Below are 24,332 nucleotides of genomic sequence, written 5' to 3' on the forward strand. Positions count from 1 at the left end.
GGTGTGACTGTGTCTAGCCGAAGATCTCGGTGATGATGGCGTGGAGCTCGTTGTCGTGGGCGCTGTGGGAGCCCGCCGCCGGCGAGGAGTTCGCCGCCCGCGAGACCCGGTGCAGGCGCCGGCCGTTGAGGCCCTCGGGCCGTTCGGTCAGCTTCAGCGCGAGGAACGGCCATGGGCCCATGTTGACGGGCTCGTCCTGAGCCCAGATGAGCTTGACGTCGTCGCTGTAGCGGGCCAGCTCGGCCTTCAGCGGCTGCTCGGGGAACGGGAAGAGCCGCTCCATCCGGACGACCGCCGTGTCGGTGTGGCCGCCCTTGTCGCGTGCGGCGGCCAGATCGTAGTAGATCTTGCCGGAGCACAGGACCACCTGACGCACACCCGCCGGGTCGACCGTGCTGTCACCGATGATCGGCTGGAAGGTGCCGGAGGTGAAGTCGGTCGTCGCCGACGCCGCCGCCTTGTGGCGCAGCAGCGACTTGGGCGTGAACACGACCAGCGGCTTGCGCCGGTCGGACAGGGCCTGCCAGCGCAGCAGGTGGAAGTAGTTCGCCGGGGTCGTCGGCTGGGCCACGGTCATGTTGTCGAGCGCGCAGATCTGCAGGAAGCGCTCGATGCGGGCCGAGGAGTGGTCGGGACCCTGGCCCTCGAAGCCGTGCGGCAGCAGCAGCACGACCGACGAGCGCTGGCCCCACTTCTGCTCACCGGACGAGATGAACTCGTCGATGATCGACTGGGCGCCGTTGACGAAGTCGCCGAACTGGGCCTCCCAGAGGACCAGTGCCTCGGGCCGGACCACGCTGTAGCCGTATTCGAAGCCCAGCGCCGCGAACTCGCTCAGCAGCGAGTCGTAGACGTAGAACTTCGTGACGCCCTCGTTGAACGTCTTCAGCGGGGTGTGGTCTTCGCCGGTGACCCGGTCGACCAGCACCGCGTGGCGCTGACCGAAGGTGCCACGCCGCGAGTCCTGGCCCGCCAGGCGGACGGGGTGACCGTCGAGGAGGAGCGAACCGAACGCCAGCGTCTCGCCGGTCGCCCAGTCGATCGCGTCTTCCTCGATCATCGCGCCGCGCTTCTGGAGCACCGGGTTGAGCCTCGGGTGGACGGTGAAGCCCTCGGGCAGCGTGAGCTGCGTGTCGATGACGCGCTTGACGGTCTCGTCGGAGATGGCCGTCTTGGTGTCGTCGTGGCTCCACTCGACCAGCTCGTCGGTGGGCGGCTTGACGACCGCGCCCTCCTCCAGCGGCTTCTTGGCGGCCTCGCGGGTCTCGGTGAAGGCCCGCTCCAGCTGCTCCTGGTAGTCGCGCAGCGCCTGCTCGGCCTCTTCGACCGTGATGTCGCCGCGGCCGATCAGGGCCTCGGTGTAGAGCTTGCGGGTGGAGCGCTTGGCGTCGATCAGGTCGTACATGAGCGGCTGGGTGAAGCTCGGGTTGTCGGCCTCGTTGTGGCCCCGGCGCCGGTAGCAGATCATGTCGATCACGACGTCCTTGCGGAACGCCTGGCGGTATTCGTAGGCCAGCCGGCCGACCCGGACGACGGCCTCGGGGTCGTCGCCGTTCACGTGGAAGATCGGCGCCTGGATCATCCGGGCGACGTCGGTGGCGTACACCGACGAACGCGAGGCCTCCGGGCTGGTGGTGAAGCCGACCTGGTTGTTGACCACGATGTGGACGGTGCCGCCGGTGCGGTAGCCGCGCAGCTGCGACAGGTGCAGCGTCTCGGCCACCACGCCCTGGCCCGCGAAGGCCGCGTCGCCGTGGATCAGGATCGGCAGGACGGTGAAGCCCTCGGGGCCCATCTCCAGCAGGTCTTGCTTGGCCCGGACCACACCTTCGGTCACGGGGTCGACCGCTTCGAGGTGGGACGGGTTGGCGACGACCGACGCCTTGATCCGGTTGCCCGCCGACGACACGAAGTCGCCGTTGGCGCCCAGGTGGTATTTGACGTCGCCCGAGCCGTGGGCGCTGCGCGGGTCGAGGTTGCCCTCGAACTCGCCGAACACCTGGGCGTAGGACTTGCCGACGATGTTGGCCAGCACGTTGAGACGGCCGCGGTGGGCCATGCCCATGACGACCTCGTCGAGCCGCTCGTCGGCGGCCGACGCGATCACCGAGTCGAGCAGCGGGATCAGCGACTCGCCGCCTTCGAGGGAGAAGCGCTTCTGGCCGACGTATTTGGTCTGCAGGAAGGTCTCGAACGCCTCGGCGGTGTTGAGCCGCGCCAGGACGTGGAGCTGCTCGTCGCGGTCGGGCTTGGCGTGGGGTTTCTCGACCCTCGCCTGGATCCAGGCCCGCTCTTCGGGGTTCTGGATGTGCATGTACTCGATGCCGACGGTGCGGCAGTAGGAGTCGCGCAGCACACCGAGGACCTCGCGCAGCGTCATCAGCGCCCGGCCGCCGAAACCACCGGTCGGGAACTCGCGCTCCAGGTCCCACAGGGTGAGACCGTGCTTGGTGATGTCGAGGTCGGGGTGCTTGCGCTGGCGGTATTCCAGCGGGTCGGTGTCGGCCATCAGGTGGCCGCGCACGCGGTAGGCGTGGATCAGCTCGATGACCCGGGCCGACTTCGCGACGTCGTTGTCGTGGGAGGCCGACACGTCGACGGTCCAGCGGACCGGCTCGTAGGGGATCCGCAGCGACTCGAAGATGTCGTCGTAGAAGTTGTCGGCGCCCAGCAGCAGCTGGTGGATGCGCCGCAGGAAGTCACCCGACTGCGCACCCTGGATGATGCGGTGGTCGTAGGTGCTGGTGATCGTCATGACCTTGCTGATGGCCAGCCGTGAGAGCGTCTCCGCGGAGGCGCCCTGGTATTCGGCCGGGTATTCCATCGCGCCGACGCCGATGATGGTGCCCTGACCGGGCATCAGCCGCGGCACGGAGTGGACCGTGCCGATGGTGCCGGGGTTGGTCAGCGAGATCGTGGTGCCCTGGAAGTCGTCGACGCCGAGCTTGCCGGCGCGCGCCTTGCGGACGATCTCCTCGTAGGCCGTCCAGAACCGCTGGAAGTCCATCGACTCGGCGCCCTTGATCGACGGCACGAGCAGTTGGCGCGTTCCGTCGCTCTTCTGGACGTCGATCGCCAGACCCATGCCGACGTGTCCGGGCCGGATGAGGGTCGGCTTGCCGTCGACCTCGCCGTAGGCGTGGTTCATCTCGGGCATGGCCTCGAGGGCCCGCACGATGGCGTAGCCGATCAGGTGGGTGAAGGAGATCTTGCCACCGCGACCGCGGGACAGGTGGTTGTTGATCACGATCCGGTTGTCGATCAGCAGCTTGGCCGGAACGGCCCGCACGCTGGTCGCGGTCGGGACCGTCAGCGACGCCTCCATGTTGAGGGCGGTGCGCGCGGCGGCGCCGCGCAGCTTCTCCTCGACGGCGCCGGCCGGAGCCTTCGGCGCCACGGCCTTGGCGGGCGCGGCGGCGGGCTTCACGGCGGCGGGCTTCTCCGGGGCCTTCTCCGGCGCCTTGGGCGCGGGAGCGGCCTGCTTCGGCTGCGGGGGAGCGGCCGGTGCGGAAGCGGCGGCCTGGGTCGCGTCGCCCGGCGGGGCGACCTTGCCCTGCCCGTTGTAATCCGCGAAGAAGTGCCACCAGGCCTTGTCAACCGACTCGGGGTCCTGAAGATACTTTTGGTACAGCTCGTCGACAAGCCATTCGTTTTGCCCAAAGCTTGCCAGCGGGTTTGTCCGCGACGACTCAGACGACACGGCGGAGTTCGCCCTCTTCCGCAGATCGGCGTTGATGTAAAGGAACCTGTCCAAGGCTACTCGTCCAGCCAGGTGACGAGAGCCGTCCGGCGCGTGGCTCCCGCTTATGCTCCCAGGACTGTCCGAACTGGTCACGCACGGGTAGCCCCCCAGGATGGTAGAGGCACCCTCACCGACTGGTCAGGGTGAGGTCCCCTTTTCGTCATATTGGTCGCAATTCTAGCTGATTGTGCGACTTGAAGTTCGGACATCAGGGCTGATCAAGTGCAGCAACGTGACCAGTTCCTCGCCCGCTGTGTTCAGTTCGTCCATGGTCATGGGGGCCAGACGTTCGAGGATGAAAATTGCGTCAACCGTTTCTTCGGTGATGCGGGTGCGGGCCCCCTGACGCCAGTTCCAGCGGCGGCACGTCACGCCCGCGTCGTCGCGCCAGATGACCTCGCCCGGGTCGGGGTCGCCCAGCACCTCGTCGGCCTTCTCGTCTCCCGTGGCGCGCACCAGCCTCGCCGGGCCCTCGTAGCGGCGCAGGTCCTCGCCGCCGATGGGGAGCGTGTGGCTCACCGAAATGGAGTTGTAGGCGTCGACGACCAGGTTGATCTCGGGCAGGGGCATCCTGCGGATCAGGGCGTCGACCGACGGGCGGGTGCGGGAGGGCTTGGCGCCGAAGGCGCGGTAGGCGTCGCGCCAGGACTCGATCTTCTTGTGGTGGAGCGGCGCGGCCCGCTCGGCCGCCTTGGACAGCCACTTCCTGGACCGGTCGTCGGAGGGGCCGTTGACGAAGCCGTTGGCCTCGATGAGGAGGGCGGCGAAGTCAGGCCGCAGGTCGCGGACCGCGTCGTCGATGCGGATGTCGTTGAGCACGGGCACAGACTAAGGGCCCGCGACTCCCCCGAGGGGTCGCGGACCCTTAACTGTGGACGCCTATGCGCAGGCCTTGCCGTTCAGCAGGAAGAGATCGGGAACGGGGTTGGCACCGGGAGCGCCCACACCGTTGAAGCCGAAGGTGATCGACTTCCCGGGCAGGATCTTCTTGTTGTGGGAGAGGTTCTTCGCCTTCAGGGTCGCGCCCGTCTGCGAATAGTCGGCGTTCCAGCCGTGGTCGAGCTTCTGGCCGCCGAGGAACGACCACTGGAGATCCCAGCCGTCGACGGCGGCGGTACCGGTGTTCTTGATCGTCACCTGGGTGGAGAAGCCGGTCGGCCAGGTCCCGTGGATCTGGTAGGTCACGTCACACGCGCCCGGCGCGGTCACCGAGCCGTCGCCCTGGTCGGCGATGAAGGCGGAGATCCACGACAGCGGGGCGTTCCAGTTGATCGTCAGCTCGTTGGTCGCCCACGACTCGATGTGGTCGATGTAGCAGAACTGCGGCTTGCAGCCCTGAAGGTTGGCCTGGGCGATCGGGTCCTGGATCGCCGAGTTCGGGCCGCCCGACAGGGTGCCCCTGGGCGGGTTGGGCAGGTCGGGGTTGAGCTGGTTGGCGTACCAGCGGGAGTGCTGGTTGTGGGAGTTGACCTCGCCGTAGCCCGTGACGTAGGAGATGTTCAGGGCGTTGCGGCCGAGGATGTAGTCGATGCCCTCCAGCACGCCGTCGAGGTATTTCCCCTGGCCGGAGATGTCGTACGCCGCCGCCATCACGACCATGTTGTTGAGCACGAGGTTGTTGGAACCCCAGTCGAAGTCGGGCGGGTTGTAGGGCAGGCCGTAAGGATGCGCGTCCAGAGTGGCGAGGTACTTGTCCGCGCCTTCCAGCACCGAGGCGCGGACCGCCGCGCGGCCGGGCAGGTTGTTGGGCACCGTGGCCAGGTCGAGGCGGCCGAGCTGCGCGGTCGAGGCCCAGTCGAAGCCGCGGTCGCGCCACACGTCGGCCGTGTGCAGCGGGGAGGTCGTCACGGCGTCGCGGAAGGCCGCTTCACCCGTCGTGATGTAGAGCTCGGCGGCGGCCCAGTAGAACTCGTCGGTGACGTTGTCGTCGTTGTAGGCGCCACCGCCCACGCCGTCGTTGGGGGAGGCGTAGATCGCCGGGTTGGCCTTGGCGGCCGTCCAGGCCTTGCGGGCGGCGGCCAGGTTCCTGGCCGCGAAGGCCGCGTCGTAGGGCGCGAACAGGCGGGCGGCCTGGGCGGCGGTGGCGGCCAGGTTCAGGGTGGCGGCGGTGGAGACCGGGTGGAGTTCGCGGGCCTGCGGGTCGAGGTGGGGCATCAGCGGCAGGCCGGTCCACGCCGCGTCGTGGATCTTGTGGTGGGCCATGCCGTCGGGGCGCTGCATCTTGAGCAGGAACTCCTGCTCCCAGCGGGCCTCGTCCAGGATGTCCGGGACGGCGTTCCCGCTCTCCGGGATGGCCAGCGAGCCGATCGTCTCGGCGGTCGCGGCGTTCTTGGTGCGCTCGAACTCGCTCATGAGCTGCCAGGCGGAGATGCCGCCGTTGACGACGTACTTGCCGTGGTCGCCGGCGTCGTACCAGCCGCCGGAGACGTCGAGGGAGTAGTCGCAGACGCCCGGCTGGCAGGGGACGCTGGTGTCACCCTGGTTGGGGGCGACGCCGACGTGACCGGCGGGGCGGCCGTAGCCGGGCCGCAGCGCGTCGTCGATCGCGACGCCGCTGCGCTGGGTGTAGTAGAACTTCAGCGCGTCCAGCTTGAGCTGGGAATAGGCGCCGGCGGAGATGTCGAACGGGCGGCTGGTCTCGCCGTCGGCGGTCAGGGTGTAACCCTCGCCCGGGGTGACGAACGAGCCGAAGTCGATGCTGTGGACGTTCTGGCCGGAGCTGGCGTCCACGCCGCGCGGGGTGGTGTCGCCGTCCGCGACGACCGTGCCGCCGTCGTTCTTGAGCTGCCAGCCGACCGCCGCGGTCGCGTCGGTGACGACGGTCGCGTTCTTGGGGCCGTTGGGCAGATAGGCCACCTGGTTCACCCGGACCCGGGGGCCGGTGTCGGGTTCGTACACATCCGGCTCGGCGCCGCCCTTGAGGGACACGTCGTCCAGGCAGAAGCGCCACGGGGTGGCGCTGCCGCCGAGCTGGAAGGCGATCTGGGCGTTGGACAGGCTGGTCGGCGCGGTGAACGTGAAGTCGTAGGAGTTGCCCGACACGCTCAGCTCGGGGTTGGCCACGAAGAACTGCGTCCACGGGTCGACCGGGAGCTGGATCAGCGCCCGGCCCACCCTCGACGGGGTGGCCGAGGCGAAGAAGCGGTAGGCGTAGGTCTCACCGGCGACCAGCGGGACGCCGTCGAGGCCGATGATCGCGTCCCACGGGTTGGTGGTCGACCCGGGGATGTCGGCGCACAGGCGGCCGTCCTCCAGTTCGACGGTGACGTTGCCGGTGTTCCACCATGGGGCGGTGGTGGTCTCGAACGTCCCGTTGGGGATCTGTTCCGGGCCTTCGTCGGCATAAGCGGTGGCCGCTGGTAAGAGGACCAGCGCCGCCGCCGTGAGTACTGCGGTGAGACGTCGCGTCAAGGTGCACCTCGTCAGGTATGGGAGCGCTCCCATGGCTCAGATGCCCCTGATGTTTCCAATGGGTTTCACCGAGGGTCAAGAACCCCAGGTCGGGGGCCGTGGCCGACCTGGCTTGCGTCCGGAATGTCCGATGAAACTTACATAGACTAGAATTTTGTTCGGTACGTCGTACACAATCGACCCCGTGAGAAGACCGACCGAACCGGCGAGCCCCACCCAGCACGCGGCCTGGCAGGCCGGCCAGATCCCCGAGGTCGAGCGCGTCCGCCCCGGCCTGTGGTCGATCCCCGTGCCGCTGCCCAATACGCCGTTGCGGTACGTGCTGGTCTACGCCCTGGAACTGCCCGACGGCGTGGCGTTGATCGACGCGGGGTGGGACACCGAGGAGGCGTACACCGCCCTGACGGCCGGACTGAAGACGGCGGGCTATGAGATCACCGACGTCAAGGCGGTCCTGGTCACCCACATGCACCCCGACCACTACGGCCTGGCCGGCCGGGTCAGGGAGAACTCGGGCGCCTGGATCGGCCTGCACCCGGCCGACGCCCGCCTGCTGCGCGGCCGATACGAGGACCCCGGAGACCTCTCCGACCGGGAACTCCAGCTGCTACTGCGCTGCGGCATCCCGGCGGAGAAGGCCCGCGAGCTGGCCGGGTCGTCGATGGCGATCCGCCGCTTCGTCTCGGCGGGGGCGCCCGACCGGCTCATCGAGGACGGCACCCGGCTCGACCTGCCCGGCTGGGACCTGACCGCGATCTGGACCCCCGGCCACTCGCCCGGCCACCTGTGCTTCGCCGGCGACAGAATGCTCTTCTCCGGTGACCACGTGCTCGCCAAGATCACCCCGATGGTCGCCTTCCACCCCCAGTCGGCGCCCAACCCGCTGGCCGACTACCTCGACGCCCTGCGCAAGGTCGGCCGCCTGGACATCGCCGAGGTGCTGCCCGCGCACGAATACCGGTTCCCCGACCTGCTCGGACGCATCGAATACGTGATCGGCCACCACGAGGAGCGGCTGGCCGAGATCGAACGGGTGGTGACCGCCGAACCCGGTCTGACGTGCTGGGAGATCGCGACGCGGCTGACGTGGTCGCGGCCGTGGGAGTCGATCCAGGGGTTCCAGCTCCGGGCGGCCAACAACGAGACCCTCGCGCACCTGATCTACCTGGAGTCGCATGGGCGGTTGCGTGCCTCGGAAAACCTATATTACAGATAGGGAATTAGTGCTACATTCGCCCAATGAGCCTGGAATATCCCGGCGACGTCTTCTGGTACGACCTTCCCGATGACGAAGCCGAAGAATACGAGGACGTCGAGTGAGCAAGATCGTCACCCTGGTCGGCAACCCGCGCGGCGGGTCGCGCACCCTCACCGTGGCCACCCGCGCCGCCGAGGCCGCCCTCGGCTCGGCCGGTGACGTGATCGACCTCGCCGAGCTGGCGCCCCACCTCCTCGCGGCCGAGCCCGTCGAGGCCGTCGAGGCCGCGCTCGGCCTGGTCAAGAACGCCGACGTGCTGGTGCTGGCGAGCCCGACGTACAAGGCGACCTATACCGGGCTCCTGAAGGTCTTCCTCGACAAGCTGGGCCATCGGGCGCTGGCCGGGAAGCACGCGATTCCGGTGCTGGTGATGGGCGGCGCCCAGCACGCCCTGGCGGTGGAGGTCCACTTCCGGCCGCTGCTGGTGGAACTGGGCGCGATCGTGCCGACGCCGGGACTGGCGGTGCTGGAGAGCCAGATCGCGGACCTCGACGCGGTGCTCAAGCCGTGGGCAGAGCAGCTGGCGGGCCAGCTGCCCACCGGCGTCTAGGCCAGCCGGGCGGTGCCCCGGCCCGTCACCATCGGCAGGTCGAGGATGGTGCGGATGCCCGGGTCGGCGGCCACCACCGCGCGGATCGTGTTGACCGCGTGGGCCGCCGCCCCCGCCAGCCCGTGGTTGACCTCGTTGAGGTTCACCACGATCGTCGGCTTCCCTTCGATGTGGATCGAGAACCCCGGCTCGGCCCAGCGCGGCACCTTGTCGGCGTCGGCCTTGTAGACGCACTCGACCGTCATGAACGGCCGCCCCCGGACGAGGCCCGAGAAGACCCACCGCGACGCGGACACCGCGCCCTGGCGGACCATGCCCGAGGCGATCTCGAAGTCTTCGGTGGCGAGCTCGAACTCGTCCATCTCCTCGATCTCGTCGAGTTCCACCCCCAGCGCCCCCGACACCAGCTGCACGCTCTCGGTGAAGAGAGCCCGCTGGAAGGCCCGGAACGGGCGCACCGCCGACACGTAGTCCTTCGCCGTGCGGCCGAAGCCGATCAGCTCGGTCACGATGTGGTGGGACGGGTGGCCCCGGTAGTCGGAGGTCTCGCGGACGTAGATGTGGTCGAGCCGCGACGACAGGCCCGTCAGCGTCAGGGGGAGCACGTCGCTGACGAAACCCGGGTTGATGCCGGTGCCGTGGAGCGTGGCGCCGCCCTCCTGGCAGGCCTTCTCGATGCGGTCGACGACGCCCGTGCCGTAGGCCATGGGGAAGACGAAGCCCGTGGTGGTGATGACGTTCTTGCCCGAGGCCAGCAGCCTGCAGATCATGTCGACGTCGTGGCTGTGGTCGCCACCGAAGAAGCTCGCGGGCAGCGGCATGTGCAGTACGCAGTCGGCGTCGAGCGCCATGATGGCGTCGACGTCATCGGTGCAGGTGACTCCCGTTTCCGGGAGCCCGACGAGCTGACCGGCGTCGATGCCGATCTTTTCGGGGTCGTAGACCAGGACTCCGGCGAGCTCGAACTCGGGACGCTCGACAACACCGCGAAGCGCGTATCCCCCCACGGCGCCGGTGGCCCACTGAACCACGCGGAGAGTGCGCATAGACACGGCCTCCAGCAGGGGGTGCGACGGCGGCGAAACCATATCAGAAACTCACTCGTCCGATCACTGTCCGTTACGTCCCGTTTGGTATCGTGCGCTAGTCCAGAATTTTGTTCTCCTTGGAAGGGTGTGGACGAGGATGCCGGATCTGCTCAGGTATGACGGCAGGGTCGCCGTCGTCACCGGCGCCGGGCACGGGCTCGGGCGGTCGCACGCGCTGCTCCTGGCCGAACGCGGGGCCAAGGTCGTCGTCAACGACCTCGGCGGGGCTCTCGACGGGACCGGGGCCTCCACCGGGCCGGCCGCCGAGGTGGCGGAGCTGATCGTCAAGAACGGCGGCGAGGCCGTCGCCAACGGGGACGACGTGGCCACCCCCGAAGGGGCCGAGGCGATCGTCCGGCAGGCCGTCGAGACCTTCGGGCAGCTCGACATCGTGATCAACAACGCCGGGATCCTGCGCGACAAGTCCCTCGGGAAGATCACGGTCGCCGACTTCGACGCGGTGCTCGCGGTGCACGTGCGGGGGTCGTTCCTGGTGACCCGGGCCGCCTACCCGTACATGAAGGAGCACGGCTACGGGCGGATCGTGAACACGTCCTCACCCGCCGGGCTGTTCGGCAACTTCGGGCAGGCGAACTACTCCACGGCCAAGATGGGACTGGTCGGGCTGACGAAGTCGACCGCGATCGAGGGCGCCAGGTCCGGGATCCTCGCCAACGCCATCGCGCCCATCGCCTGGACGCGGATGACCGAGTCGCTGCTGCCGGCCGAGTTCGAGTCGAAGTTCGGGCCGGAGACGATCAGCCCGCTGGTCGCCTACCTGGCCCATGAGAGCTGCGCGACGAGCGGCGAGGTGTTCTCGGTCGGCGCGGGGCGGGTGGCGCGCGTGTTCGTGGCCGAGGGGCCCGGATGGCACGCTTCCGACGAGCTGACCATCGAGGGGATCGCGGCGAACTGGGACCAGATCCTGGCCGAGCAGCCCTACCTGCAGCCGACCGAGATCGGCAAGCAGGCGACCGCCTCCCTCCAGGCGATGCTCAAGCCGTAGTGCTTTCAAAAGAAGGGCCCGGCGTGGGGGGGAACACGCCGGGCCCATCTGTTCTTCTGAGGGGTGGTTCTAGCTGCCGTACACCTCGAACTCCCAGAGCGAGTAGCCCCAGGCCGTTCCGCGTGCCGTGCCGTTGATGCGGACGTAACGGGCGCTGTTGGTCAGGCCCGTGTGATCGTCGACGCCGCCGTTCTCACCGGTCACCGTCTTGATCGTGGTCCACGTCGTGCCGTTGGGCGAGGTCTGGATCTGGTAGCCGCTGCCGTAGGCCGCTTCCCAGCTCAGTCTCACCCTGCTGATGCTGTATGTCTGGCCGAGGTCGACCTGGATCCACTGCGGGTCGGAGAACGCGCTCGACCAGCGGGTGGTGCCGCTGCCGTCGACGGCCATCGCCGGGGTGTAGGCGGCCTCCTGGCTGGAGGCGGTCGCGGTCTTGCCCTGCGCGACGTTGGTCGGCGTCGGGTTGGTCGGGCCGCTGGTGCCGTAGACCTCGAACTCCCAGAGCGAGTAGCCCCACGCGGTGGCCCTCGTCGTTCCGGTGATGCGGACGTAACGACCGGTGGCAGTCAGGCCCGTGTGGTCGTCGACGCCGCCGTTCTCACCGGTCACGGTCTTGACCGTGGTCCACGTGGTGTTGTTCGGGGAGGTCGCGATCGTGTACGCCGACCCGTAGGCCCCTTCCCAGTTCAGTCTGACCCGGCTGAGGTTGTAGGAGGCCCCGAGGTCGACCGTGATCGACTGCGGGTCGGCGAAGGCGCTGGCCCACCGGGTGGTGGCGCTGCCGTCGACCGCGGCCGTGCCCGGGTAGGCCGCCGACTCGGTGCTGGTCACCACGACCGGCTTGTTCAGCGCCAGGTTGCCGGTCGGCTGCGTCACGGTGCCGGTGTTGATGGTGAAGTCGTCCAGGTCGTACAGGCCGGAGCCGGTGCCCTTGAAGACCAGGAAGAGGTTCTGGGTGCCGGTGGGGATGTTCGACAGGGTTCCGGTCACGTCCTGGAAGGTGGCGTACCCACCCGTGGCCGGGACGGTCGCGGTGCCGAGCAGGGTGCCGGTCGGCGAACCGACGCGCACCTCGATCGTGTTGCCCGCCGTCGGAGCGCCCACCCTGGCCGTGAACGAGGTCGCGCCCGTCAGGTTGTACGGCGTGAAGGAGATCCAGTCGTTCGGCTCGATGTAGCCGATCGCGTTGCCGCCGTGCGCCGCCGCGGAGGCGGCGACCTGCACGCCGTTCTGCGCGGAGTAGTGCTCGGCCTGGCGCAGCTTCGGCTGGAGCTGGGCCTGGGTGTGCGTGACCAGGCCGCCGTTGTCGGTGTACTCCGCGTCGATCACGCCGTAGATGTTGGCCGCCGAGTCGTGCTCACCGTCGGTGGTCGTCTGCAGGGTGCCCGAGCAGCCGTTCGCGCTGGTCATCGGGTGGCCGTGCGAGTCGTGGCCGAGGATGAAGCTGACCTTGACCCGCGAGCAGACGATCGCGCCGTCCTCCGGGTCGGTGACGGTCACCGTGAACGGGATCGCGTCGCCGAAGGAGAACAGCCCGCCGTTGAGCGGTGTGTTGACCACCACGCTCGGCGCGGTGTTGCCGACGGTGATCACCGTCGACGCCGACGAGGCCTTGTTCGTACTGTCCCGCACGGTCAGCGTGGCGCTGTAGGTGCCGTTGGCCGTGTAGGTGAACGACGGGTTGGCCGCCGTCGAGTCGGTGCTGCCGTTGCCGTCGAAGTCCCAGGCCAGCGTGATCGGGTCGCCGTCGGGGTCGACGGTGCCTGCCGAGGAGAACGCCACGGTCAGCGGCGCCGGTCCGGAGGTCCGGTTCGGCGTGATCACGGCCTTCGGCGCGTGGCCGTCGGCGGCGTACTCGATCCGGTAGAGGGCCGAGCTCGCGTCGCCGTTGAACCAGCCGGTGCCGTAGTCCAGGACGTAGAGCGCGCCGTTCTTGCCGAACTCCATGTCCATGATCTGGGTGCCCGACCACGGGAACGGGTTGATCGTCAGCCACTGGCCCGACGCGTCGGGCGTGATGTTCTTGATCCAGCGACGCCCGAACTCACCGGCGAAGAAGGTCCCGTCGTAGTAGCGCGGGAACTTGATCGGCGAGGTCGAGGCGGCGTCGTAGCGGTAGACCGGGCCGCCCATCGGCGACAGGCCGCCGCCGGTGAACTCCGCCGGGGTGGAGCCGGTGTAGGGGATCCAGCCGCGCTGCGACGGCGGGAGCGTCCCGATGCCGGTGTTGTTCGGCGAGTTGTTCGTCGGGCCGCCCGCGCAGTTGTACTTCGCGCCCGACGGGCCGGACGGGAAGGTGTACTCGTTGTAGGCGTCGTTGAACGACGAGCAGTAGGGCCAGCCGTAGAAGCCGGGCGCGGTGATCCGGTCGAAGGAGACCTGGCCGCCGGGGCCCCGGTTCGGGTCGGCGGTGCCGGCGTCGGGACCGTAGTCGCCCAGGTAGACGATGCCGGTGCCCTTGTCGACGCTCATCCGGAACGGGTTGCGGAAGCCCATGGCGTAGATCTCGGGCTTGGTGTTCGCGGTGCCCGGGGCGAACATGTTGCCCGACGGGATCGTGTACGCCGGGCTGCCCGTGGCGGTCGGCTTGATGCGCAGCACCTTGCCGCGCAGGTCGTTGCTGTTGCCACTGCTGCGCTGGGCGTCGAACGCCGGGTTGCGGTCGGTCCGCTCGTCGAGCGGCGAGAAGCCGGCCGAGTCGAACGGGTTGGTGTCGTCACCGGTCGACAGGTAGAGGTTGCCGGCCGCGTCGAAGTCCATGTCGCCGCCCACGTGGCAGCACATGCCACGGCTGGTCGGCACGTCGAGGACGGTCCGCTCGGACGCGGTGTTGAGCGTGTTGTCGGCATTCACAGTGAACCGGGACAGGCGGTTCACCCCGTTGAAGGGGGCGAATTGGGCGGCGGTGCCGGTGGCGGGCGCGTCACCACCAGGGGTCGACAGCGGCGGCGCGTAGAACAGGTAGATCCACCGGTTGGTGGCGTACCCGGGGTCGACCGCGACGCCCTGGAGACCTTCCTCGTCGTGGGTGTAGACGGGGATGGTCGCGGCGACCTTGGTGTTGCCGGCGCCGTCGGTGTAGCGGACCGTGCCGGTGCGTGCGGTGTGGAAGACGCCGCCGTCGGGGGTGACCGACAGGCTCATCGGCTCGCCGACCTCGGCGACGCCCTTGGCCAGCTCGATCTGCTGGAAGTTGCTCGTCACCGTCGCGCCGCAGTCGGCCGCCGCGAACCCGGCCGCGGTCCTGATGCCGCCGAGCAGGTGGTTGCGGAAGGCGGTGTCGCTGTACGAGGCGTCGGTGTGACCCATCCCGGTGTACCAGGACCGGCCGCCCGCGTAGTTCTGGCACCAGGCGATCGGGTGGTCGATGCCCATGCCGCCACCGGTGTAGGTGGTCTCGTCGAGGGTGGCCAGCACGTGGACCTTGCCGCGCGGGTTGGCGCGGTAGCTGTACCACTCGTCGTACCGGCTCCAGCGCTGCGGCAGGTGTGCCGTGGAGGGGTGCACCCGGTCGGAGACCCGCACGGTCGCGGTCTGCTCGGCGGGGTGCTGCTGGAAGTAGGCGCCGACGAGGTTGCCGTACCAGGCCCAGTCGTATTCGGTGTCGGACGCGGCGTGCACGCCGGCGTAGCCGCCGCCCGCGCCGATGTACCGCTCGAAGGCGGCCTGCTGGGTGGCGTTGAGCACGTCGCCCGTGGTGGAGAGCCAGATGACCGCGTTGAAGCGGGCCAGGTTGGCGTCGGTGAACTGGGCCGCGTCCTCGGTCGCCTCAACGGTGAAGTTGTTGGCGGCGCCGAGCTGCTGGATGGCGGTGATGCCGGGGCCGATGGAGCCGTGCCGGAAGCCTGCGGTCTTGGAGAAGACCAGGACGCTGAAATCGGCTGCCTGGGCCGGCGCTGGGAGGGCGACAACGCCAGCCAGCACCAATAAGGCGCTTAAGACGACACGGATGAAGGGGCGCACAAGGCGTTCCTTTCGGAGGGGGGTGCCGGAACGCGTGCGCCGAACGCGTCAAAGAGGGAGCGCTCTCACCGGGAGGTCAGCGTGCCACCGCTGACCGGATCAAGCGGTACTGCCCGTATTGTTGCCAGTTTGTTGCGAGTTGGTCAAGAGAGCGCTCTCAGGACGAGACGACCAGATCCACCGCTTCCGGGGACAGGACGTGCTCTATGACCATGACCGCCGCGCCGATGATGCCCGCCCGATCACCGAGCTCAGTGGCCCGGATGCTCAGGTGTTGCGTCGCCAGCGGGAGCGAGCGGCTGTAGATCACCTCTCGTACCCCGGCCAGGATGTGCTCCCCGGCCTCGGCCATGTCGCCGCCGATCACTATCACCGACGGATTGAAGAAATTCACGATCGACGCCAGGACGTCGCCGATCTCGCGACCGGCCTGCCGAGCGAACTGGACGGCCATCGTGTTGCCCGCCCGCACCAGGTTGACCACGTCACGGCTGCCGTGGGCGTCGACCCCGGCCGCGCGCAACTGGTTGGCGATGGCGGCACCGCTGGCGACCGCTTCGAGACAGCCGCTGTTGCCACACCGGCACACAACATCGTCGCTCACGGTAACCCTTATGTGGCCGATGTCGCCGGCCGCTCCCTGAGCGCCGCGATGGAGCCGCCGCTCGGAGATGATGCCGCACCCGATGCCGGTGCCGATCTTGACGAACACCAGATGCTCGACCTCACGCCTGGCCGCCCAGTGTTCGCCCAGAGCCATGATGTTGACATCGTTGTCGGCTAAAACCGGTGCCCCTAGACGAGATCCCAGCCAGTCAGGCACTGGGAACCCGTCCCATCCGGGCATTATCGGCGGGTTGACGGGACGGCCACTGGAATGGGAGACCGGCCCGGGGAGGCCGACACCCACGCCGGCGAGCTCTCCGCCGGTCTCGACGAGGAGTTCCTTCAGCGTCACCACCAGCCAGCCGAGGACCTCTTCAGGCCCCCGGTCGATCGGCAGATCGACCCTGCGTTCGGCCAGAACGGTCGAGGCGAGGTCGGTCACCGCCACACGTGCGTGGGTCGCCCCGAGATCGGCCGCCGCGACGACCCGGGCGCCCCGGTTGAAGGTGAAGGCGGTCGCGGGCCGCCCTCCTGAGGAGATCGCGTCGTCAGCGGGCACGATCCATTGATGGGAGAGCAGCGCGTCCAGCCGCTGCGAAACCGTGGACCTGGCGAGACCCGTGAGTTGCACGAGCTCGGCCCGCGTCCGGGCCTGGCCGTCACGAAGGATCGAGAGCAGTGCTCCCGCTCCCGTGACCGAGCCGTTGGACTCGCTCAGCATCCCCTGAGTCAACATCGCCTCCCTTCTCCGCATCCGATACTTCCAGATCTCATTATGACATCAGGACCCCCACTTTTGCTTGACCGTCAGCATAAGTCGTCCTTAGCATCCGGAAACATGGAGGACATAAGCCGGGAGCAGTCGGAAACCCCGCCGTTGCTTGCTATGCGGGACATCGTCAAGCAGTTCCCCGGCGTGCGTGCACTCGATGGTGTCGACCTCGACGTCCGCGCCGGGGAAGTCCACTGTCTATTGGGACAGAACGGGGCCGGTAAGTCGACCCTCATCAAGGTGCTCGCGGGCGCCCACCAGCCGGACTCCGGCGAGGTGCTGATGAACGGCGAGCCGGTCAAACTGGCAACACCGACGGCCGCTATGAAGCTGGGCGTCGCCACGATCTATCAGGAACTCGACCTCGTCGACGGCCTCAGCGTCGCCGAGAACGTCTTCCTCGGGCACGAGCACGCCACGATGGGGTTCACCCGTCGCGGCGCCACCATGGCCGCCACGAGGAAGATCCTTGAACGACTCGGGCACGGCGAGATCCGCCCGACGACCGAAGTGGGCCGGCTCTCCCCGGCCGGCAAGCAGGTCGTCTCCATGGCGCGGGCGCTGTCGCACGACGCTCGGATCATCGTCATGGACGAACCCTCGGCGGCACTCGCGCACGACGAGGTGAACAACCTCTTCCGGATCATCCGGGAGGTCACCTCGCAGGGCGTCGCCGTCATCTACATCTCCCACCGCCTGGAGGAGATCCGCGAGATCGGCGACCGGGTCACCGTGTTGAAGGACGGCCGCACCGTCGCGGTCGGCCTGCCCGCGAAGGACACCCCGACCAACACGGTCGTGTCGCTGATGACCGGCCGCAACGTCGAGTACGTCTTCCCACCGCGCCATGTAGGCGGCTTCGGGGACGAACTCCTCAAGCTGGAGAACGTGTCCGTGCCAGGCATGGTGCGCGACATCTCCTTCTCGCTGAAGGCCGGCGAGATCGTCGGTCTCGCCGGGCTGGTCGGCTCCGGCCGGTCCGAGATCATCGAGGCCGTGTACGGCGCCCGCACCTACGGCGGCAAGATCACGCTGAACGGCGAGGTCGTCAAGCCGGGCAACACCACCCGCAGCGTGCGCCTCGGCATGGGCCTGGCCCCCGAAGAGCGCAAGGCGCAGGGTCTGCTGCTCGGGCAGAGCATCGCCCGTAACATCACGCTGGCGAGCCTGGACCGGTACTCCACCTTCGGGTGGATCAACCGCAAGAAGGAAGCCGAAGAGGCCGCGCACCTGGTGAAGGCGCTCGACATCCGCCCGCCCGACCCGAACCGCATCATCAAGACCCTCTCCGGCGGCAACCAGCAGAAGGCCGTGATCGGCCGCTGGCTGGTCGGAGAAGGCCGCAAGCTGCTGCTGCTCGACGAGCCCACCCGAGGCGTCGACGTCGGCGCCCGCGCCGAGATCTACGCCCTCGTCCGCAGGCTGGCCGACGAAGGTGTCGGCGTGCTGCTGGTCTCCAGCGAGGTCCCCGAGGTCCTCGGCCTCGCCGACCGCGTGCTGGTGATCCGCGAAGGCCGCATCGTCCGCGAGGCCATTGCCGGAGAGCTCGACGAGCACACCGTGCTGGACCTCGTCATGGACGCCCACCCGGTGTCCGCCCCCTCCCACGACTGATCGAGCAGGAGCCCGTTCCATGACAGAGGTGAATCCGCAACAGGTGTCCGCACCTAAGGCGGACGAAACCGCCCCGGCGAAGGCCCACGCGGCCACCGCCACGCCCTCAGGCGGAGGCGGTCTTCGACTAGGCAGGATCGGCGAGATCCCCCACATCGGCCTGGTGGTGGCCCTGGTCATCCTGGCCGTCGTCGGTATCGTCACCGTGCCCGACGCGTTCGCCACCACGTCCAACATGGTGTCGATCCTGGCCCTGGCCGCGACCATCGGCGTCATCACCGTCGGCGCGACGTTCGTCATCATCGGCGGCGGCATCGACCTGTCGGTCGGCGCCGTGATGGCCCTGGCCTCCGTCTGGGCCACCACGCTGGCGACCCAGGCCTACGGGCCATGGGTGATGATGATCTGCGCCATCGTCGTCGGAACCGGCGCCGGACTGCTCAACGGCTTCCTGATCTCGTACGGGCGGATGGTGCCCTTCATCGCCACGCTGGCGATGCTCGTGGCCGCCCGTGGTCTGGCCCAGCGCATGTCCGACCGGAAGACCCAGCTCGTCGGGGCCGACAACCAGGCGATCGTCGACCTGTCGACCACCCGCGTGCTCGGCCTGCCGCTGCTCGTCTACGTCTTCGCCGTGGTCGTCATCGTCGGCTGGCTGATCCTCAACCGCACCACCTTCGGCCGCCGCACCTACGCCGTCGGCGGCAACCCCGAGGCCGCCCGGCTGGCCGGCATCAACGTGAAGCGCCACACGATGATGCTCTACGCCCTGTCCGGGTTCTGCTGCGGCATCGCAGCGATTCTCATCATGGCGCGCACCACGACCGGGTCGTCCACCCACGGCGACCTGTACGAACTCGACGCGATCGCCGCGGTCATCATCGGCGGCACGCTTCTCACCGGTGGGCGCGGCACGATCGTGGGAGCCATCCTCGGTCTGCTGATCTTCACCGTGATCACCAACCTGTTCATCCTCAACGGGTTGAACACCAGTGACCAGCTCATCGCCAAGGGTCTGATCATCGTGGCCGCCGTTCTTCTGCAGCGGCGCAGCCTCAAAGCGAGTACATAGCTCAGTTCTCACCCCCCAAAAAAAGGGGCCGTGGCACCTGTTCCGCCGCGGCTCTAGTACCTCACTGCCGGAAATAACTCTCCAAGGGAGAAACATCATGACCCAGACCCCGGGTCGCCGCGGATTCCTCCTCGGCGGTGCCGTCATCGGTGCCGGTGCGCTCGTTACGGCCTGCACCAGCAACGAGCCCGCCGCGGCTCCGGCCGCCACCTCGGCTGCCGCCGCCGCCCCCGCGCCCGCCGCGGGTGGTAACGACGAGCCGGGCACGAAGGTCGTCATCGGCTTCTCCGCCCCCGCCGCCGACCACGGCTGGATCGCGGCCATCGCCAAGAACGCCGCCGACGCCGCCGCCAAGTACTCCGATGTCGAGTTCAAGGCCGTCGAGCCGACCAACGACGTCAGCGTGCAGATTTCGGCCATCGAGTCGCTGATCGCGGCCAAGGTCAACGTCATCGTCATGCTGCCGAACGACGGCGCGCAGCTGAACCAGATCGCCCGCACCGCCACCGACGCCGGCATCCCGGTCGTCAACCTCGACCGCATCTTCCCGGACAAGCTGTCGTTCCGTACCTACGTCGGTGGCGACAACTACGGCATGGGCGTGGCCGCCGGTCACTACATCGGCAAGAAGCTGAAGGACGCGGGCACCGCCAGCCCGGTCATCCTGGAGATCCAGGGCATCGCGACCCTGCCCCTGACCCAGGACCGCAGCAAGGGTTTCGCCGACGCCCTCGCCACCTACGACTTCAAGGTGACCGCGCAGCAGGACGCCGCGTTCACCGTCGAGTCGGGCACCGAGGTCGCCTCGCAGCTCCTCCAGGCGCACCCGAAGATCGACGCCATCTGGAACCACGACGACGACCAGGGCATCGGCGTGCTGGCCGCCATCAAGGAGGCCAACCGCTCCGAGTTCTTCATGGTCGGCGGCGCCGGCTCGGCCAACGCCATGCGCGACATCCAGGCCGACTCGGGCGTCCTCAAGGCGACGGTCACCTACTCGCCCACGATGGCCGGTTCGGCCATCAAGCTCGCGCGTCTGATCGCGCAGGGCAAGGGCATGGGCGACCTTCTGGAGCACCAGGTCCCGCAGTCCATCACCTTGGCCTCCGAGACCATCACGAAGGAGAACGCCGCCGAGTACCTGCCGCTGGGCTTCGAGTCGTGAAGCCGGTCATCGGGGTGGGCATGGTGGGGTACGCGTTCATGGGACGCGTGCACTCCCAGGCCTGGCGCAGTGTCGGCGCGTTCTTCGACCTGCCGGTCAAACCGTCCATGGCGGTTCTGTCCGGCCGGTCGCAGGCGAACACCGAGGCTGCCGCCGAACAGATGGGCTGGGCGTCCGTCGAGACGGACTGGAAGGAACTCCTCAAGCGCGACGACGTGCATTTGGTCGACATCTGCACCCCCGGTGACTCGCACGCCGAGATCGCCATCGCCGCACTTGAGGCGGGAAAGCACGTCCTGTGCGAGAAGCCCCTGGCCAACACCGTCGAGGAGGCGGAGGCCATGGCCGCCGCCGCCCGCGCGGCAGCGGCCCGGGGTGTGCGCAGCATGGTCGCTTTCAACTACCGCCGCGTCCCCGCCGTCGCGCTGGCCCGCCAGCTCGTCGCCGAGGGCCGTCTGGGTTCCATCCGGCACGTACGCGCCCAGTACCTGCAGGACTGGATCGTCGACCCCGAGTTCCCGCTCGTCTGGCGCCTTCAGAAGGACAAGGCCGGATCGGGCGCGCTCGGTGACATCGGCGCCCACATCATCGACACCGCGCAGTTCATCCTGGACGACCTGCTGACCGGCGTCTCGGCCATCACCGAGACGTTCGTCAAGGAGCGCCCGCTCGCCGACGCCTCCGCCGGGCTCTCCGCCCAGGGCGGCGTCGAAATGGGCCAGGTCACCGTGGACGACGCCGCGATCTTCACCGGCCGTTTCGGCAACGGCGCGATCGCCTCCTTCGAGGCCACGCGTTTCGCCACCGGCCGCAAGAACGCGCTGCGCATCGAGGTCAACGGCTCCCTCGGGAGCATCTCGTTCGACTTCGAGTCGCTCAACGAGCTGTGGTTCCACGACCACACGCTGGCCGCTGAGGAAGGTGGATTCCGCCGGGTGCTCGTCACCGAGGCGGGTCACCCCTACGCGGGCGCGTGGTGGCCTCCGGGCCATGGTCTCGGGTACGAGAACACATTCACCCACGAGGTGAAGGACTTCCTGGAGGCCATCGCGGCAGGGGCGGACCCCACGCCCTCGTTCGACGACGGACTCCAAGTGCAGAAGGTGCTCGACGCGGTCGAGCGCAGCGCCGGCGACGACAGCCGCTGGACGACTGTCTAGACCACGCACACCTTTTTCGGGGGGACCCGGGGTTCCCTCCGCCCGGAACGCGACCGGCACGGTCGCGCGTACGCCGTCGCGCCGAGGCGACGTACGCGTGAGTGCCACCCGAGCCGTTTCGCGTTCCGGGCGGAAGGGGCACAACCCTGTCCCAGGAGACTGACGGAGACAGACGACGATGACGCGACCGATCACCCTCTTCACCGGCCAGTGGGCCGACCTGCCCTTCGAGGAGGTCTGCCGCCTCGCCTCCGAATGGGGTTACGAAGGCCTCGAGATCGCCACGTGGGGCGACCACTTCGAGGTCGACAAGGCCCTGAGCGACCCCGGGTACGTCAAGCGCAAGCTCGAGACCCTGGAGAAGTACAACCTCAAGGTCTGGACGATCTCCAACCACCTGATCAGCCAGGCCATCTGCGACCACCCGATCGACGAGCGCCACAAGGGCATCCTGCCCTCGCGCCTGTGGGACGAGGACGCCGAGCAGGTCCGGCGCAACGCCGCCGAGGAGACCAAGAACACCGCCCGTGCGGCCGCCCTCCTGGGCGTGAACACGATCGTCGGCTTCACCGGCTCCTCGATCTGGCACACCGTTGCCATGTTCCCGCCGGCCAGCCAGGCCATGATCGACCGCGGCTACGAGGACTTCGCCGAGCGCTTCAACCCCATCCTCGACGTGTTCGAGCAGGAGGGTGTGCGCTTCGCCCACGAGGTGCACCCGAGCGAGATCGCCTACGACTACCACACCACCGTCAAGACCCTGGAGGCCATCGGCCACCGGGCCTCGTTCGGCCTCAACTGGGACCCGTCCCACATGGTGTGGCAGCAGCTCGACCCGGCTGGCTTCATCCTCGACTTCGCCGACCGGATCTACCACGTCGACTGCAAGGACGCCAAGGTCCGCATCGGCGACGGCCGCCGCGGCATCCTGTCGTCCCACCTGGCGTGGGCCGACCCCAAGCGCGGCTGGGACTTCGTCTCGACCGGCCGTGGCGACGTGCCGTGGGAGGACTGCTTCCGCGCCCTCAACCACATCGGTTACGACGGCCCCATCTCCATCGAGTGGGAAGACGCCGGCATGGACCGCCTCATGGGCGCGCCCGAGGCCCTGGCGTTCATCTCGAAGCTCAACGCGATCACCCCGCCCGCTGCGGCGTTCGACGCGGCGTTCAGCTCCGAGTGACCCTCTGAACGAGGCACGGCCTGCGCTTCCCTAGGTCAGGAGCGCAGGCCGTGCCTTTCCATTTGCCGTGTCTGTTCGCCCCAAAGCTCACTGACGGGTGTCGTCGACCCCGGCTGGGGAAGGGCCACGGAATGAACTCCGACGTCGATCTGACAGCCGGCGCAGGCGAGTGCTTGGAGAAAGCACGAAGCTCGGCCCACGGCCGCAACGCCCACCTGGTTCTCCACGATGGCCCGCTGCGGCAGACGCTGATCGCACTGACCGCCGACTCCGAACTGGCAGAGCATGAGGCGCCGCCGGCCGCCAGCCTCCATGTCCTGACCGGATCAGTCGTCCTCGACGGAACCACGCACCACAGCGGCGCACTGATCCCCATCCCGCACCACCGCCACAGCTTGAGAGCAGTGGAGGACTCCGTTGTGCTTCTGACCACGGTCACCGGAATCTGACCCCACGCCGAGAACCCCGTACGACCAAGGGGGACGGGGCTGAGAAGGTGGAGTCATGAGCAATAAGGACGTGACTCTCAACTCCGGATATTCGATGCCCGTCGTGGGCTTGGGAACCTACCCCCTGCAGAACCGGCAGGCCACCGACGCCGTGTTGACCGCCGTCGAGTCCGGATATCGCCTGCTCGACACGGCCGCGGCCTATGGCAACGAAGCGGCTGTCGGGGCCGGGGTCCGTGAGTCGGGGTTGCCCCGCGAGGAACTGTTCGTCACGACCAAGCTGCGCGGGGACGACCACGGGGCGGCGAAGGCGCGTCCCGCTCTGGAGGCCTCGCTTGAGCGGCTGGGGCTCGACTACGTCGACCTCTATTTGATCCACTGGCCGCTGCCCCGGCTCGGCAAGTATGTCGAGACCTATGCCGCGCTGCTCGACCTGGCCCGCGAGGGGCTGATCCGGTCGGTCGGGGTCTCCAACTTCACGCCGGAGCACCTGGCCGCCGTGGTCAAGGAGACCGGGGTCCATCCAGCGGTCAACCAGCGGCAGGTGTCGCCCACCCACGCTCAGGCCGCCCTCATGGAGGCCACGGAGGGCGACCCGACCGTCGTCCAGGCCTGGAGTCCGCTGGAGCGGAACACCGGGATCCTGGCGCACCCAGTGATCGTGGACATCGCCCGGCGGGTCGGGGCGACGCCGTCGCAGGTGGTGCTGCGGTGGCTGCTCGACCGGGGGATCACCGTGGTGCCCAAGTCGGGGGACCCGGGGCGGCAGCGGGAGAACATCGACGTCTTCGGTTTCCACCTCGACGCGTCCGACCTCGCCGCCGTCACCGCGCTCGACACCGGCGAGCCGGTCAGGCTCGACCCGGACACCCACGAGGAGTTCTAGGTCAGATCTCGGTCGTCACGACCGAGCCCTGGGTCGAATAGAGGGGCGCGAGGTCGACGAAGATCCGATAGTCGGTGATCAGGCCGTCGTCGCCGGTCGTCCAGATCGAGACGGCCACGACGCCGACCTCCGTGCCGTCGAGCCGGGTGTAGGTGACCTCGGTCTCGGCGACGACCTCGGCGTCCACCTGCCAGCTTCGGACGATCCGGTGCCGCAGGCCGGCGAGGGTGGAGAAGAAGCCCTTCAGGCCGGTGGCGATGGCCTCGCGGCCCTTGTTGGGGGCGGCGTTTCCGAATCGCAGGGTGCCGTCCTCGGCGAACAGCTTCGCGAAGGCGTCGGGGTCGAACGCGTCGACCACGTCGAAGACGCGCCGCGCCACATCGTCGGACATATCGGTTCTCCCTCAG

General features: G+C 68.5%; 17 protein-coding genes. 10 read left to right on the forward strand and 7 right to left on the reverse strand.

Going from position 1 to position 24,332, the window contains the following annotated elements; translation table 11 throughout:
• Window positions 1-13: 13 nt before the first annotated feature.
• From AW272_RS09140 to AW272_RS09150, 3 genes are all read right to left on the reverse strand, one after another.
• Window positions 14-3,700, reverse strand: coding sequence for a multifunctional oxoglutarate decarboxylase/oxoglutarate dehydrogenase thiamine pyrophosphate-binding subunit/dihydrolipoyllysine-residue succinyltransferase subunit (locus tag AW272_RS09140; RefSeq protein WP_066363679.1), 3,687 nt, complete (start codon window positions 3,698-3,700; stop codon window positions 14-16).
• Window positions 3,701-3,919: 219 nt separating this feature from the next.
• Window positions 3,920-4,561 (reverse strand): B3/B4 domain-containing protein, encoded by a 642-nt coding sequence (locus tag AW272_RS09145; RefSeq protein WP_066363680.1) that lies wholly within the window; start codon window positions 4,559-4,561, stop codon window positions 3,920-3,922.
• A gap of 60 nt (window positions 4,562-4,621) precedes the next feature.
• Window positions 4,622-7,153 carry a glycoside hydrolase family 9 protein gene (locus tag AW272_RS09150; RefSeq protein ID WP_245657337.1) on the reverse strand — a complete coding sequence of 844 codons (2,532 nt, stop codon included), beginning with the start codon at window positions 7,151-7,153 and terminating at the stop codon, window positions 4,622-4,624.
• A 184-nt stretch (window positions 7,154-7,337) separates the two neighbouring features.
• On the opposite strand from AW272_RS09150, the gene AW272_RS09155 reads away from it, so the two are divergent.
• Window positions 7,338-8,369 carry an MBL fold metallo-hydrolase gene (locus tag AW272_RS09155; protein WP_066363681.1) on the forward strand — a complete coding sequence of 344 codons (1,032 nt, stop codon included), beginning with the start codon at window positions 7,338-7,340 and terminating at the stop codon, window positions 8,367-8,369.
• 100 nt (window positions 8,370-8,469) lie between these two features.
• Entirely contained in the window at window positions 8,470-8,961 is a 492-nt protein-coding gene (locus AW272_RS09160; RefSeq protein ID WP_066362710.1) for an NADPH-dependent FMN reductase, read from the forward strand.
• Here AW272_RS09160 and AW272_RS09165 read toward each other — a convergent pair.
• Entirely contained in the window at window positions 8,958-10,007 is a 1,050-nt protein-coding gene (locus AW272_RS09165; RefSeq protein ID WP_066362711.1) for an NAD(P)H-dependent amine dehydrogenase family protein, read from the reverse strand. The two genes, AW272_RS09160 and AW272_RS09165, sit on opposite strands and share 4 nt — an antisense overlap.
• Before the next feature lie 139 nt (window positions 10,008-10,146).
• Between AW272_RS09165 and AW272_RS09170 the strand changes: the two genes are divergently transcribed.
• Window positions 10,147-11,055, forward strand: a complete 909-nt coding sequence (locus AW272_RS09170) for an SDR family oxidoreductase (RefSeq protein ID WP_066362712.1) — start codon at window positions 10,147-10,149, stop codon at window positions 11,053-11,055.
• 69 nt (window positions 11,056-11,124) lie between these two features.
• Here the strand turns inward: AW272_RS09170 and AW272_RS09175 are convergent, their stop codons facing one another.
• A complete protein-coding gene (locus AW272_RS09175) occupies window positions 11,125-14,979 on the reverse strand; it encodes a ThuA domain-containing protein (RefSeq protein WP_218010832.1) in 3,855 nt (1,284 codons plus the stop codon).
• 196 nt (window positions 14,980-15,175) lie between these two features.
• On the reverse strand, window positions 15,176-16,360 hold the full coding sequence (locus AW272_RS09180) for an ROK family protein (RefSeq protein ID WP_245657339.1): 1,185 nt from the start codon (window positions 16,358-16,360) through the stop codon (window positions 15,176-15,178).
• A 102-nt stretch (window positions 16,361-16,462) separates the two neighbouring features.
• Here AW272_RS09180 and AW272_RS09185 point away from each other — a divergent pair, with 102 nt between their 5' ends.
• The 7 genes from AW272_RS09185 (at window position 16,463) to AW272_RS09215 (ending at window position 23,925) form a co-directional block, all read left to right on the forward strand.
• The gene (locus AW272_RS09185; RefSeq protein ID WP_066362715.1) at window positions 16,463-18,010 is read left to right on the forward strand and encodes a sugar ABC transporter ATP-binding protein; all 1,548 of its coding nucleotides are present in this window, start codon (window positions 16,463-16,465) and stop codon (window positions 18,008-18,010) included.
• 43 nt (window positions 18,011-18,053) lie between these two features.
• Window positions 18,054-19,082 carry an ABC transporter permease gene (locus AW272_RS09190; protein WP_245657340.1) on the forward strand — a complete coding sequence of 343 codons (1,029 nt, stop codon included), beginning with the start codon at window positions 18,054-18,056 and terminating at the stop codon, window positions 19,080-19,082.
• A 97-nt stretch (window positions 19,083-19,179) separates the two neighbouring features.
• Window positions 19,180-20,247 (forward strand): substrate-binding domain-containing protein, encoded by a 1,068-nt coding sequence (locus AW272_RS09195; RefSeq protein ID WP_066362718.1) that lies wholly within the window; start codon window positions 19,180-19,182, stop codon window positions 20,245-20,247.
• A complete protein-coding gene (locus tag AW272_RS09200) occupies window positions 20,244-21,407 on the forward strand; it encodes a Gfo/Idh/MocA family protein (RefSeq protein WP_245657342.1) in 1,164 nt (387 codons plus the stop codon). Before AW272_RS09195 ends, AW272_RS09200 begins: the two co-directional genes overlap by 4 nt.
• Before the next feature lie 178 nt (window positions 21,408-21,585).
• Window positions 21,586-22,590, forward strand: a complete 1,005-nt coding sequence (locus AW272_RS09205) for a sugar phosphate isomerase/epimerase family protein (protein ID WP_066362719.1) — start codon at window positions 21,586-21,588, stop codon at window positions 22,588-22,590.
• A gap of 131 nt (window positions 22,591-22,721) precedes the next feature.
• Window positions 22,722-23,039 (forward strand): cupin domain-containing protein, encoded by a 318-nt coding sequence (locus tag AW272_RS09210; RefSeq protein ID WP_066362721.1) that lies wholly within the window; start codon window positions 22,722-22,724, stop codon window positions 23,037-23,039.
• A gap of 55 nt (window positions 23,040-23,094) precedes the next feature.
• Window positions 23,095-23,925 carry an aldo/keto reductase gene (locus AW272_RS09215; RefSeq protein ID WP_066362723.1) on the forward strand — a complete coding sequence of 277 codons (831 nt, stop codon included), beginning with the start codon at window positions 23,095-23,097 and terminating at the stop codon, window positions 23,923-23,925.
• Window position 23,926: 1 nt separating this feature from the next.
• Here AW272_RS09215 and AW272_RS09220 read toward each other — a convergent pair whose 3' ends face one another.
• Window positions 23,927-24,316: a nuclear transport factor 2 family protein gene (locus tag AW272_RS09220; RefSeq protein ID WP_066362725.1), complete on the reverse strand. Its 390-nt coding sequence runs from the start codon at window positions 24,314-24,316 to the stop codon at window positions 23,927-23,929.
• Between the last annotated feature and the right edge of the window lie 16 nt (window positions 24,317-24,332).

This window comes from Herbidospora mongoliensis, from assembly GCF_001570545.1.
In the GTDB taxonomy this organism is placed as follows: domain Bacteria; phylum Actinomycetota; class Actinomycetes; order Streptosporangiales; family Streptosporangiaceae; genus Herbidospora; species Herbidospora mongoliensis.